General features: G+C 34.3%; 12 protein-coding genes. 6 read left to right on the top strand and 6 right to left on the bottom strand.

Annotated features, from left to right (window positions below; translation table 11 throughout):
* Nucleotides 1–56: 56 nt before the first annotated feature.
* Nucleotides 57–1523, top strand: a complete 1467-nt coding sequence (locus BM383_RS16985) for a PAS domain-containing sensor histidine kinase (protein ID WP_093026347.1) — start codon at nt 57–59, stop codon at nt 1521–1523.
* Nucleotides 1524–1590: 67 nt separating this feature from the next.
* Nucleotides 1591–2031 (top strand): hypothetical protein, encoded by a 441-nt coding sequence (locus BM383_RS16980; protein ID WP_093026346.1) that lies wholly within the window; start codon nt 1591–1593, stop codon nt 2029–2031.
* A gap of 6 nt (nt 2032–2037) precedes the next feature.
* Here BM383_RS16980 and BM383_RS16975 read toward each other — a convergent pair whose 3' ends face one another.
* The 4 genes from BM383_RS16975 to BM383_RS16960 form a co-directional block, all read right to left on the bottom strand.
* Nucleotides 2038–2460, bottom strand: a complete 423-nt coding sequence (locus tag BM383_RS16975) for a response regulator (protein WP_093026345.1) — start codon at nt 2458–2460, stop codon at nt 2038–2040.
* Between the two features lie 11 nt (nt 2461–2471).
* Entirely contained in the window at nt 2472–2843 is a 372-nt protein-coding gene (locus tag BM383_RS16970; RefSeq protein WP_093026344.1) for a response regulator, read from the bottom strand.
* Nucleotides 2815–4365, bottom strand: coding sequence for a sensor histidine kinase (locus BM383_RS16965; RefSeq protein ID WP_093026343.1), 1551 nt, complete (start codon nt 4363–4365; stop codon nt 2815–2817). Before BM383_RS16965 ends, BM383_RS16970 begins: the two co-directional genes overlap by 29 nt.
* A gap of 115 nt (nt 4366–4480) precedes the next feature.
* Nucleotides 4481–4888 (bottom strand): response regulator, encoded by a 408-nt coding sequence (locus tag BM383_RS16960; protein WP_245766614.1) that lies wholly within the window; start codon nt 4886–4888, stop codon nt 4481–4483.
* A 441-nt stretch (nt 4889–5329) separates the two neighbouring features.
* Here BM383_RS16960 and BM383_RS16955 point away from each other — a divergent pair, with 441 nt between their 5' ends.
* Nucleotides 5330–10177 (top strand): GEVED domain-containing protein, encoded by a 4848-nt coding sequence (locus BM383_RS16955; protein WP_093026342.1) that lies wholly within the window; start codon nt 5330–5332, stop codon nt 10175–10177.
* 364 nt (nt 10178–10541) lie between these two features.
* Here the strand turns inward: BM383_RS16955 and BM383_RS16950 are convergent, their stop codons facing one another.
* Entirely contained in the window at nt 10542–11459 is a 918-nt protein-coding gene (locus BM383_RS16950; protein ID WP_245766613.1) for a LysR family transcriptional regulator, read from the bottom strand.
* A gap of 92 nt (nt 11460–11551) precedes the next feature.
* Between BM383_RS16950 and BM383_RS16945 the strand changes: the two genes are divergently transcribed.
* From BM383_RS16945 to BM383_RS16935, 3 genes are read left to right on the top strand one after another with little or no spacing between them, the layout of a single operon-like run.
* Entirely contained in the window at nt 11552–12307 is a 756-nt protein-coding gene (locus BM383_RS16945; protein WP_093026341.1) for a type 1 glutamine amidotransferase domain-containing protein, read from the top strand.
* Between the two features lie 21 nt (nt 12308–12328).
* Nucleotides 12329–12943: an NAD(P)H-dependent oxidoreductase gene (locus BM383_RS16940; protein WP_093026340.1), complete on the top strand. Its 615-nt coding sequence runs from the start codon at nt 12329–12331 to the stop codon at nt 12941–12943.
* 1 nt (nt 12944) lies between these two features.
* Complete coding sequence (locus BM383_RS16935) at nt 12945–14015, top strand: L-dopachrome tautomerase-related protein (RefSeq protein WP_093026380.1); 1071 nt, start codon at nt 12945–12947, stop codon at nt 14013–14015.
* 73 nt (nt 14016–14088) lie between these two features.
* Here BM383_RS16935 and BM383_RS16930 read toward each other — a convergent pair whose 3' ends face one another.
* Nucleotides 14089–14601 carry an SRPBCC family protein gene (locus tag BM383_RS16930; protein ID WP_093026339.1) on the bottom strand — a complete coding sequence of 171 codons (513 nt, stop codon included), beginning with the start codon at nt 14599–14601 and terminating at the stop codon, nt 14089–14091.
* Nucleotides 14602–14619: the final 18 nt, after the last annotated feature.

The raw sequence follows: 14619 nt of genomic DNA, 5'->3' as shown, positions 1-14619 counted from the left end.
TAAATTTTGCATTTACCTATAGTTATGGTTATCTTCCATAAAAAATTATATTCCCTATGACCAAACACTATTATGCAGATATCTTGGCACGTACCTCTGAAGTTGCCAAAATGGGGAGTTGGGAAGTGGATTTGCAAGAAGAAACTATTTACTGGAGTGAAATAACAAAAATGATCCATGGGGTTCCTCTAGAGTTCGAATGCGATTTTGAACAGGCTATTGGATTTTATAAAGATGCTGATTCCTATAATACTATTACAACTGCATTTCAGAACGCCGTAGAAAAGCATAAAGAATATGACGTAAAAGTATTGATAACTACTTTACAAGGCCAAGAAAAATGGGTTAGAGCTATAGGAATTCCAGTTGTAGAAAATGGGATATGTATACGCGTTTACGGACTTTTTCAAGACATTGATTTAGAAACCAGAGAACATCAGAAATATGTTGAGGAACTTTCAAAATTTCAGGAAATTTTCAAAAACAGTTTTGTTGGATTGGCATTGGTAAATATAAAAGGAGAGTTTACCGAAGTGAACGACAATTTTTGTCAAATGTTAGGATATTCTAAACCTGAATTTCTCCAACGAAGTTTTAAGGATATTACGCACCCCGAAGATCAACCACAGGCATTACTTCATTTTAAAGAACTAAAAGAAGGCGCAGACCATATTTCAACTGAAAAAAGATATGTTACCAGAAATAATGCTACTATTTGGGCACAAATATTTGTTTCTCCGGTAAAAGATGAAAAAGGAAATACTTTACATTATATAGCCCAAGTAATTAATATAGACCAACGTAAAAAAGCTGAAATAAAATCTAAGGAATTACAAAGCGTTACAGAAGAACAAAATAAACGATTATTGAATTTTGCCCACATAGTTTCCCATAATTTAAGATCCCATTCTGGTAATATAAACATGCTTTTAGACATCGTTTATAATAGTATTCCTGATTTTGCTACCAATGAAGCAGGTAAACATCTAGTAACTGCAGCAGAAAACCTTACCGAAACTATTCATCACCTAAACGAAGTTGTAGCTGTACAGGCACAATCACACAATCTTAAGAGATTAAATTTAGTAAATTACGTAGGAAATACTCTAAAAGTTTTGGCCGGTGAAATTATAGATAGTAAGTGTGTTATTTTCAATAATGTTGATGAAAATATATTTATCAACTTTGTTCCGGCTTATCTGGAAAGTATTTTGCTAAATATTCTGAGTAATGCAATTAAGTACAAAGCTCCCAATAGAATACCGGAAATTCATATAACTACTAGTGATACGCAAGAGTATATTTCTATTGCCATAGCAGATAATGGTCGCGGTATTGATTTAAATAGATATGGGCAAAAATTATTTGGCATGTACAAAACCTTTCATGAACATAAAGAAGCTCGTGGTATAGGATTGTTCATTACTAAAAATCAAATGGAATCTCTTCAAGGAAAAATTGAAGTAGCTAGTATTGTAGATAAAGGAAGTACTTTTACACTGAGTTTCAAAAAGAGTAGTTAGTAAACATTTAGAGTACTTTAACATTCATTTGGCATAAATGCTTTAATTTAGTTGTTTATACGTGTGAATGGAAAGCTCTTTTTACATAACTCTATTTTTTCTCCTTGCAGTATGTACCTATGTGCTACCTTATGGATTCAATAAAAGAAGACTCACTAAATTAGCCTCATTAGAAGCCGATAAAACGTATTATACCATTTTTAAACAGAATTATTCGTATCAAGTTACAGTTGAGATTTCTATTGATGATTACCAAATGTTTAAAAAGTACATTACTCCCTATAAGCCTATCATGTATGAAGGAAACCAATGCTTTATGGGTGATTCAAACATAAACATTCATTTTCCTGAACAATCTGTATCTATTTCAGGAAAATTCAATTCTATACAATGTGGCAAGGCAGATATTTCTAAAACTACTGTCTCTATTGAAAAAGCTATTATTCTGAAAACTTTTAAAAGCAATATACCAAATATAATAGCTTTGGAAATAGCCCTATCTATTTAAAGGATTCTATTCTATACTATTAAACTTTTGTAAGTAGCCTGTTATAGAACTTATAAACTGCTTTTTTCCTTCATGAAACGAAATTGGTTTCTCTAATAAGCATAAATCATTTGTTTCCTGCTTACGCACATATTTTTTACCTGTCATCATCAATATAGGCATGGGTTTGTTCTCAAAATAGTCTTTTACATTATCTACAAACTCCCATCCATCCATTATAGGCATATTTACGTCTACCAAGATTAGTGTAGGAGATAAAGAAGGAGATGTCAATTGAAGGTGATTCATAAGGTGCATAGCTTCTTTTCCATTTGAAAACGTAAAACATTGGTCTACAATACCAGCCTCTTTCAATAATGTCTTCAAACTGAAAAGAAATGGAGCATCATCATCTATGATAAAGAAAGTTGTTAAGGTTGTTAATTTCATTTTTAAATACTTTAAAGGTCTTTAAAAAAACTTTTTACTGAATCTTTGAATTGTGTTGCTGTTACTTGTGGATACGATTTTGCCCTTCTAATGTCCTCTGGACTTGCAGAATTTGTTAAAACATAAAGTGACGATGTTTCCCAACAAGAGTTGGTGCGCGTAGCTTCTAAAAAACTCCAACCATCATAAATAGGAAGATGTAGATCTAAAAAAATCATATTTGGAAGTTTATATTCTGTTTTATTACATAATTCCAATGCTCCTAAAGCCTCTGGTACACTTTTAAAATGCTTAAAACAAACTTGTGGAAACTGCTCTGCATATTTTCCTACTACAAATCCAAATAGCTCTGAATCATCTACCAGCCAAATTAATTTCTCCATATGTCATCATCTTTTTAAAATATAATTGGACAGTGGTTCCCTTTCCAAGTGTACTAGATAATTGTACTTTTCCCTGTAAAGCTTCCATTTGATGCTTTACTAAAAACAACCCTACTCCACGATTAGAATTGCCTACCGCAAAGGTTTTATACAAACCAAAAATTTGATCATGGTATCTATCCAAATCAATACCAATACCGTTATCTGAAATTTTTATAATATCATATTGCTCATTGGATTCGTGTTTAAAATCTAATATTAAATCAACATCTTTTTTCTTGAATTTTACTGAATTCTCTATAATTTGGTTAAGAATACAGTACAACAGCTTTGGTGAATGCACTATACCTAATGTTTGGGGTATTGAATTTTGAATAATCACTTTTGATGCTATTGAACTTTTAAAAATATGTTTCTGTAAAGAAGCTTCTATGGTATTATAAATCATCAATTTTGATAAATCATATGATTGATTTGTGTGCAACGTAATAATTTCATTCAAATCAGATATAGTTTGTTGCAAACCTTCTACAGAGTTATCTAAATAGTTTAAATATTCTTCTGTCAACTCCTGGTTCTTCATTTTTAAGAGCTGTGTTAACATTGCCAAATTTGATGTATGAGAACGTATATTATGAGATACTATATAGGTAAACTCCATAAATCGTTTGTTCTGATTGGTCACTATTTCTAAAAGAGAAGCCAATTTCCCTTTTGATTGATATAATTGAAATAAATTACTTGCTTGAATTACAAAATGTAACGGAGATCCTGAGGTATTTTTTGTAATACTAATCATCAAAAAGATAGGTATTCTGTGACCTTTCCTATTTACATACATTTTCTCTCCAGAATACTTATGGATTTTCCCCGTTAAAAATTTCACCAAAATATGCTCCATTTCCTCAAAATCTTCGGGAGGAACAAAATCTATCAAGGATTTTTCAAGCAACTCTTCTTTTTCATACCCCAACATTTTACATAAATACGGATTGGCCTCTATAAACCTACCATTTAAATTTACCATTCCTATGCCCGAAATAGCATGTTCAAAACTATCTATAAGCACTTCTTTAGATCCAATATCTCTTGAAACACCTGTAGAAGATCCTACATCCATAAACAATAAACCAACTGTTTCTTTGGCCTCTAAACTATGGGTAAGAGTCCCAATAACCCTCAACCATTTTTGTTCTCCCCGAAAAGTTACAAGCAGTAAAGTAATATCAAATTTCTGCTCCCCTTTTTTCAAAGAATCAAGGGCAATTCGTATTGCTTGTCGTGATTTCTGGTGTAAATACAACTTGCGTAACTTCATAAAAGTGAACGCTGCATCTGCATTCGTAAGGTCATGTAACTTACATGCAACTGTATCTAAATGAAAAAAATTTGTAGCATAGTCGTAGTATCCTCGGCCTACGCCTGCGTGTTTCAAAGTTTCTAATCCAATAACATCTAACTCTTTTTTTGACGCTTCTAAATCTTTCGTACGAAAAGTATCCTCCACTCTACTAGTTTGCATAATTGGCCTGATTTTTTACCCAATTTACATTTAACAGAACCCTGAAATGATAAAAACTCTATAAAAGTTTATTTTCAATAGTTAATTCGCAAAAAAATATCGACCAATGGTATTCTCACATATTGGGTGCAAGTTCAGACATCATCTGCTGTAAAGTGGCTATAGTCATCGGTTTGATGAGATAATTTGAAACCTGACTATAAGACTTAGCTCTTTGAATATCCACAGGGTTTATAGATGAACTTATTACGTAAATAGTAAGGCTCTTTTCTGTTGGTACTTTAATTATATGATCTAAAAATTCCCAACCATCCATAATTGGCATATTTATATCCAGTAAAATTACATCTGGCATAACAGATTTAGATTCTATAAGATTCACCAACGCTTTCAAAGCCTCTTCTCCATTTTGATACACTAAAAAGTTTTTACAAAAATTGGCCAGTTCCATAAGTGTCTTAGTCCCGTACACAAAAATTGGATCATCATCAATTATACAGGCTAAATCTATAGGTTTTATCATAATAATAAAAATTGTTGTTTATCTTAAAAAATATCCATAATCTTCATCTACAAAATTACTCTTATAGAGTGTATTTAATACCTAAGAAATTCCTTCGAGTAACTTTGTTTAGCATTGCTTCATACAGGCAAAATAAATCTTTTTTGAGAGAATATTACGCCACTAAGTCTTCCAAATACCTAAAACTATCGATTAAATACATTTAAATATCGTTCAATAACAAACTACACCAATAGATCTAGTTAAAAATTTAATACATGAATTATTTCAAAACTCTATCATTTCTAATATAAAATCATTACTTTTAGAATACAATAACAAAATCATTCCCTCTCCCTAGTTTATTAATTAGATTTCTATCTAAATAGATTTTAATGAATCATATTTAGATATCGCTATATCATTGTTTAAAACAGTTTCATTTTTAAAACAGTTTTAGCTATGATAAAAATTACCCAAAATCTTTTAATTACCTTATTCCTTGTTTTGATGAGCGTAAACGCTCACTGCCAAATTACAGAACAAATTACCCAAACCGGATCTGGTTCTTTTACCATCCCATGTGGTACCACTACTATAACCGTAGAATTATGGGGTGCCGGTGGTGCTGGAGGAGGATGTTTGAACAATGGTAATGGAGGTGGTTCTGGAGGCGGTTCTGGAGCGTATGCTTCTAAAACTTTTAGTGGTCTTTCCGGTGGAGAAATTATTTACTATACTGTGGGTTCTGGTGGCACTGCAGTCCTAGGAAACAACGGAAATAGTGGACAAAGTAGTACATTAACTTTTCAAAGTACTACCATTACCGCAGGTGGTGGTGGTGGTGGCGTTCGTCAATCTGGAGCTGCCGGAATTGGTGGTACAGCTAGCGGTGGTGATACAAATACTAATGGTAACCAAGGAAATGTTGGTGGTTCTAGCGCTGGAGGTAGTGGAGCTAGTGCACCAAATGGTGGTTTTGGCGGTAACGGAGTTAGTAATGGAAATGGAGCAAATGGCGCTGCACCAGGTGGCGGCGGCGGTGGTGGTGAATCCTGGAATACTACAGATGCTGCGGGAGGAAACGGAGGAAATGGACGTATAGAAATAACTTATGGCTATTGCCAAACAGATGTTACCACTGATTATGTGGTACCCATAACTTCTGTAAATTTTCAAAATATATCAAACAATGTTGTAGGCACATCAGAACAAGAATCCTTTTGTCAAACAGCAAATGTTCAAACAGGAAATTCCTATTCTCTTACCGTTCAGGCTCAAACAGCAGGTGCTTATACCTTTTATATATCTGCATATTTTGATTGGGATCAAAATGGTGTTTTTGGAAATAATAGTAACGAAATATATACAATTGGAACCATCTATAACTCTAATGGTAATGATGGTATTAACGCTACTAGTTCTATAACAATCCCAGAAAACATACCTGTTGGAACTTCAAAAATGCGTATTATTTCTGCTTTCAATGGTTACACTTCTACACCGTGTAGCGTAAATTATGGCCAAGCAGAAGATTACATAATTTCGGTAAGTTCCGGCCCTTGTACTACGCCCACGGCAGCACCTAGCAATTTGGTGTTAACTAATAATGATACTACTATTGAAGGAAACTTTTCTCCCGCCAATCCTTCGGCAGACAATTACTTAGTATTTTATAGCACCTCTAGCACACCTCCAGAGCCAAGTAACGGAGCTACCTATACGGTTGGTTCTACTTATGGAGATTATATTGTAGCTTCAAACAGCAGCAGTACTTCGTTCACTTTAAATGATATTGCTGTAGGTACCCAATACCACTTCTTTGTTTACGCAAACAATAGTTATTGTTCAGGGGGTCCTTTATATTTTACAGAAACATATGAATATGCATCTTACGAAATTCCAATTACCTATTGCGATGCCTTGACTACAAGTGATCCAAGTACTCGTTACATTCATCAGGTTGATTTTATTGGAACACTTAATGATGTTTCAAACTCATCTACATTTACAAATGGATTGGAAGATTATCAAAGTTTAACTAATAAAAGTATTCAGGCTCAAGGTGAAGGAATCAATTTATACACAGAAGCAAATTCTCGTGGTAGATGGAAAGCTTGGGTAGATTGGAACAAAGATGGAGACTTTGATGACACTGATGAAACTGTATACGACCCTGGGCCATATGCTGGTTTAGGAATTACCTTTGGCTTTGTAATACCAGAAAACATTGCACCTGGAAATTATACCATTAGAATAAGAGTTTATAATAGCTTTACAACCATCAACGGATCATCTGTAGAGAACTTTGGAATCGATTTTAATTATTGTGAAACCTTTGATTCTTACCAAATGTATGATCAAGGTGCTAACCGTACTTATATAGAATATGGGGAAGCAGAAGATTATCAATTTACTGTAATACCTAGCTGTAGTGCTAATATTACAGCTACTACATCTGGTGAAACTTGCGGCTCGGGTACCGTAGACTTGCAAGTAACAGGAAGTGAAGGCGTTACTTCATACCTATGGTACGACGCACAAACCGGAGGTAATTTACTAGCTACCACCACTGATGGATTATGGACTACTCCTTCCCTTAGTAGCACTACCTCGTATTATGTAACGGCGAGCAATGGTAGCTGTGAATCCTATGAGAGAACGAGAATTGTAGCTTATGTAAGGCCAATACCTACATTAAATTTTACGCCCGAAAATCCTGTGGTATGTGGTGAAGAGGCTGTTGTTTCTCTAGCTGCCGGTGGGGATACAGAACAAGTGTATTTGATTAATGAAACTTTTGAAACAGGAGATCTGGGCGTTTTTAGCAGTATTAATAACGATGCAAATGATAGTAGTTATGATGTAAATACTCAGTGGATGAATTATACCAGTACTATTGTTCCGGATGGATTGGTTTGGTTTCCGGCAGTTTCATCGGGGTTTGGCCATGACAAGTTTGTAATGGCTACATCAGATATTAGTAATAGTCCGGCTCCCAATAATATCAATACTATGCTAACCTTAACAAATCCTGTTAATACTACAGATTTTTTAAACCTTACCCTAGAATTAGAACTCTACTACTCTAGGTATTTACCTAATGATGCCATTTACCCAGATTATCCTGAAAATATATCCATTGAAACTTCAACAGATAATGGAGCTAGCTGGACTCCCTTAACTACATACACTGCCGATGTTGGTATTGGTACAAGATTTACTGATGTTAGCATAGATTTGTCAGCTTTTGTTAATTACAGTTCATTTCAAATTAGATTTAATCACTATTCATATTCAGGAGAAGGATGGCTTCCAGACGGAGTTGCTGTAGATGATATAAAACTCTATGGTGATAAACCTCTAACTACTGCATTTGAGTGGGATAGTGATAGCCCCGTAAATGCATTTGAAGACGAAGCGTGTACCATTCCGTATGTAGAAGGTTCAGAGATTGCTACGGTCTATGTAAAACCAACGTTAACACAGCTAGAAACCGGTTCTTACACCTTTACGGCAAGTGCTGTGCTTTCTAATGGCTGTTATGCAAGTACCGATGTTACTGTAACAAACACCTCAAAAGTATGGCAAGGTATTTCAGACGATTGGACAGATCCAAATAACTGGCTACCTGTTGGTGTTCCTACGGACGAAAATTGCGTAATTGTAAAAGATATATTCAACGCATATCTTCCAGAAAATGTAGATGGAGATGCAAAAACATTTAGAGTTAAAGATGGTGGTGAATTTACCATTAAAAAGAATGCTTCATTAACCGTACAGGAATGGGTAGAAATTGAAGATGGCGGATATTTTCACATAGAAGATGACGGTAGTTTAGTTCAAATAGAAGATATTGCCAACATAGGTAGTTTGAGTGCAGCACGTGAAACTCAAATCAGTTTATATGACTATGTATATTGGTCATCACCTGTATCCAATTTTAGTCTACCCCAAGTATCTCCTTCTTCTCCTAGCTGGGCTTTTTATGAATGGTTGCCCACAGTGAATAATCAATTTGGAAATTGGTCTTTTACAAATGAAAACATGCAAGCTGGTAAAGGATATATTGTGAGAGCTCCTGAGAGTTACCCTTTAAGTACGGATCAAATTTATACAGCACAGTTTGAAGGAACTCCAAATAATGGAACCATTACCAGAACGGTAGAACGAGGGAATTATACTGGTGAAAATTACACAAATAGCAATGGAATTACAGTAACAAATTTAGATGATAATTATAACTTATTGGGAAATCCATATCCATCTGCTTTAGATGCTGTTGCCTTTTTGGAAGCCAACACAAACTTAGAAGGTAATGTACATATTTGGACACACGGAAACGATCCAAACCCAGTAACAAGTGATCCTTTTTATGATAATTTCACCTACAATTATACGCCTGGTGATTATATAATTTACAACGCTACCGGAGCATCAACGGGAGCAGGTTCTTTTGATGGTTACATAGGTTCAGGTCAAGGATTTTTTGTAGCTATGACGGATGGTGCTGCCACTACAGAAAATGTAACCTTTACAAATACCATGCGAAGCAAAGACTTTAATAATGGTCAATTTTATAGAGTAGCACAAACTGATGATAATAATGATTTTCCCGTAAATGAAGAAGGTCGCCTATGGTTGGACTTAATTGATCCTCAAAACCAAACAAGCCGTATGCTCCTTGGATATTTAAATGGTGCCACCAATGGTGAAGATCGTTTATACGATGCCAGAGTGCGAGCTAATAGTAATCAAAAAATATACTCTATACTCAATGAAAATCAAATGCTTATTCAAGGAAGATCGCTACCATTTTCTATGGAAGACACTGTTCCGTTAGGGATCAAAGTTGCTACACCTGGTATTTACACCATAGCCATTGCACAACATACCGGTTTCTTCCAAAACAACGAGAGCCTAACTGTATTTTTAAAAGATTATGACATGAATACCATTCATGATCTAAACAGTAATCCATATGTATTTACTACATCCGTTTCAGGACTACTTGAGAACAGATTTGAAATTGTCTATCAAAATGATAACAGTCTAGATAATCCTAGTCATGAGAAACACGCTTTTGATGTACAAATTACATCGAGAGATGACCATCACATCTTTGTTAAAAGTAATTATAAAAATATCTCTACAATTAAAATCTATGATATTCTAGGTAAAAAAATTCTAGAAACTACAGCTATTCACAAAGATCAATTTTTAATAAATATGAAGAAGAAAAATAGTGTACTATTGATAGAAATTTCAGGAGAAAATGGAGAGAAAGTTGTTAAGAAATTAATTCACTAGTCGAAAAAATAATTACATCTGTTATGCTATAACAAAGTACATACAAACTGATATAAAAAACCTCCAATCAAATACCCAAACAGGATTGGAGGTTTATATGAATGTGTAAATTTCCCCTTAAAAACACATCCATTCTTATTTTTAACTAAAATCAGACATTATAATCTTGATTCAAATTTATGAATCATCGCATCTATCAATTATAAAATTCGATTGATTGCAAACCACATTCGATTAAATACCAAAATGTTACGTTAAAAACATCCTCTAATTCCTGATGAATTCATAAAACATCATTTTCCCAAAAATTGTATAGAAAAATCAAAGAAAACACCAAAATCCTAAGGTAAAACTCCTTCTAAGTTTACAGCACAGTTTCTTTGGTTTCGTATTCTTTAAACAGCAAATCTTTGATAATTTTTACTTCGCTCTGCAATATTGTATTTTTTCGCATTCCAAAATACAATGGACTTTCTATAGGCGTATATCCATCCCAAATTTTGTGGATTGTATTAGTATCCAATGCTTCTCCACAAATAAAATCGGGCAACACGGCTAATCCTTCGCCCATTGCTAAACATCTCATAATAGAAAACTTATTTGGCACAATGTAGTTCGGCAGAAAATCTGGTAATTCCTTAAAATTTTGTTCCCAAAATAATTTTAACAATCGAAGATCGGAAGCCGTATTATACCAAAGTTGAGACTTTAACCATGTTTTTAGCTCTGTCTTGTTCTGTTTATTTAATTGATGGAACTCATCTAGGTTTACTTTCGCTCCGCCAACCAACACCAATTTTTCCATAGTGAACAATTCAAAATCTAATTGTTTATTGCTACTTCTTTTGCTAGTTAATACCAGATCTATAGTTCCCTTCTCTAGGGCTGCCGTTAGTTTTTCATTAGAATCAAACTGCATAATTAAATTGAAGGGCAGCTGTGGTAAATGCTTTTCTAGTGCTTGCTGAAAAGTTTCCACACACATTCCTACATTTAACGTTGCTCTTTGTGCTCCTGCTTTCTTTTTAAAACGAATTTCTATTTCTTCTAAACCTTTTAAAGAACTGTTGATTTGTTGATATAGAAGTATGCCACGTTCTGTTGGAATCATTTTACGAGAAGTACGCTCAAATAATGGAAATCCCGTATATGCTTCTAAAGCATTTAAATGTAAGCCTACTCCAGGTTGTGACACGTATAGCATTTTAGCTGCACCACTCATTGTACCCGTTTCATATATTGCCTTAAAAGTTCTAAACCATTCTAAATTTGCTTGCATCATCTATAACTTAAATTATACTTAGCGCAAATTTAGATTATTTTTATTAGACATATACTCATTGTAATTTTGATTTCAATTATTAATACTTAGTTATGAAAAAATCAATAGCATTTATTTTTACTATTCTCACAGGAGTAGTACAGACTCAATTGGCTAGTGCACAAAATTCTTCTTCAAAAAAGGTTTTATTCGTTGTTTCCAGCCATTCACAGAAGGGAAATACAGGAGAAACTACAGGATATTACTTATCAGAAGTCAGTCATACCTGGGATGTATTAACAAAAGCTGGTTATGAAATAGACTTTGTAAGTCCACAAGGTGGCGAACCACCAGTAGACGGTTTTGACCTTGAAGACCCGATCAATAAAAAGTTTTGGGAAAACAAAAAGTATCATCAAAAAATATCTAACAGCTTAAAACCTTCGGAAGTAACACCAAGTAATTATGCTGCTATATTTTATGCTGGCGGACATGGTACTATGTGGGATTTTGCAGATAACAAAAAACTAGCAAAAATTGCTGCCTCTATTTATGAAGCAAACGGTGTGGTTGCCGCAGTTTGTCATGGCCCATCTGGTTTAATCAACATTAAATTGACTGACAATACCTATCTTATTGATGGAAAAAAGATTAGTGGTTTTACTAATGAAGAGGAAGAAGCCGTTGGGTTAACAGATGTTGTTCCCTACAGTCTAGAAAACAAGCTTATTCAACGTGGCGCCAAATTTGAAAAATCAAAACCATGGGAAGTACAAGTAAGTGTAGACCAACGCCTAATTACAGGACAAAACCCACAATCTGCGCATGCTGTAGGTGAGGCTATTGTAAACGTGCTTGATAAACAATAATCCTTTTTAATTTAAATTTTCATGAAAAAAATATTTGTAATTAACGGTGGAAAAAAATTCGCCCATAGTGGAGGCGCATTTAACAAAATGCTTCTTGAATTGGATAAAAATTATTTTACAGAAGCCAATGGCTTTGAATTAAAATATACCGACATCAATGAAACCTACAATCTTACCACAGAAATAGAAAAGTTTGTATGGGCAGATGTAGTTATCTATCATTTTCCGGCATGGTGGATGGGTATGCCCTACGCCTTAAAAGAATATATAGACCGTGTGTTTACCGCAGGCCATAGAAAAGGAATGTATTATAGCGATGGTAGAAAGGCTGAAAACCCAAGTATTAACTACGGAAAAGGTGGTCTTCTAAAAGCAAAATATATGGTTACTACAACTTGGAATGCGCCCGAAACTGCTTTTACCTTACCTAATGAATTCTTTCAACAAAAAAGTGTAGACGAAGGTATTTTATTCGGGTTTCATAGAATGAATGAATTTATTGGCTTATCTTCCTTACCAAGTATTCATTTTCATGATGTAGAAAAGAATAATGGTGAAGCTCAAATTGCATTGCATCAAGAAAACTATATGAAACATTTACATCAACATTTTCCAACTTTTATAATACATGAATAGTATGAGAATAGTGTATGCAAGTCTCTTAGGTTTGGTGCTATTATTTAATAGTTGCCATGAAAACACAAAAGGAAACAGCACAAAACAAAGTAAAACCGATCAAAAAAAACCTGTTAAAGTGGCTACATTCAAAGGCCAGCAAGTAACCGGAGTTTCGGTAAGTTCTGAAGGAAAAGTTTTTGCTAATTTTCCTAGATGGCGAACAGGTGTTGCAAATGCTGTTGTTGTGTTAGATTCGCTGGGAAATCCTACTCCTTACCCTAGCAAACAATGGAATACTTGGGAAGTTGGTCAACCTATTACCGATAGTGTTTTTGTGGGAATTCAATCTGTAGTGGCTCACCATAATAAACTGTATGTTTTAGATACCAGAAATGCGTTGTGGAAAGGAGTCATGGATGCGCCTAGAATTTTTGTCTTCAATCTTACTTCCAATACACTTGAAGATATGTATACATTGTCAGCAGATAGTTATAAGCAAAATTCCTATATCAATGATTTAAGAATTGATCCTTCCGATCAATATATTTACATGACCGACTCTAATGAAAGTGCTTTGGTAGTTTATAACATTAAAGAACGCTCTTCAAAACGTGTACTAGATAACCATTTCTCTACACAAGCTACGTTAAAAGAATTAGATTTTAATGGCACCAAATGGGGAAATCCGGTTCATTCTGATGGTATTGCCCTAAACACCAAAAACAACAGATTGTATTACCATAGCCTTACCGGATACGATTTATATTCGGTAAGTACATCCCTTTTACAATCCGGAACGGAAGAAGCCATTGCAAACGATGTAAGAAAAGAAGCTGTTACCGGTGCTCCGGACGGAATGATTTTTGACGCGCATCAAAATTTATACTTAGCCAATTTAGAAAAAGGGAGTATTGATATTTTGAAACCAAATGATGCTATTGCTACGTTTTATACAGGGAACGAAGTACGCTGGGCAGACACATTTAGTATTTACAATGATGATTTATATTATACCAATTCAAGAATAAACGAAGTTCAAGGAGCTATTAACAATATGGAGTTCAGTATTTACAAGATTCCTTTACCGTAAATATGTGAATCATAAAACAAAAAATACCTTTGTAAAATTATAAAGGTATTTTTTGTTTCTACATCTCGAATTCTTAAGAGACTTTTTGCACAGCCTTCACCAAACCATTCAACCATTCTTGATGCGCATTTATCATTGGATTTGGGATAGCTATAGCCAACTCTTGTGCCGGAATTCCACATTGAGTTTCTTGGGTTAAAATACGTAGGCGATTTTCTGAAAGCTCTTCCAATATCCAGGCATGATGCACATCTAAACGTTCCTGCTCATCTCCTTCTACCCATCCATGCCAAGCTAATCTAGCTGCTTTACCTTTTTTAAAAGGCTTGAACTCTACTACTCTACTCTCAACTACAAAACCAAAGGTTGTAAATTTAAACCGTGACCCTAAATTAAGCAAAGGACCACTTTCATCATAAAATTCTATATTCTTTGCATTACTGTAGTACGTTGGCCATTTTCTGGTATCTGTAAGGTATTCCCAGGTTTTAGCTAAAGATATATTTGCTACTATTACTTCATTAGAACAAAAGTTATCTGTTGTTCCTGGTAAGTACCCATTTGGCCATTCTATTGCTGCTTGCATATGTTATATTTTATACTA

It is taken from the genome of Pustulibacterium marinum (assembly GCF_900116665.1).
GTDB lineage: Bacteria > Bacteroidota > Bacteroidia > Flavobacteriales > Flavobacteriaceae > Pustulibacterium > Pustulibacterium marinum.
This window is presented reverse-complemented; position numbering and strand designations above follow the sequence as displayed.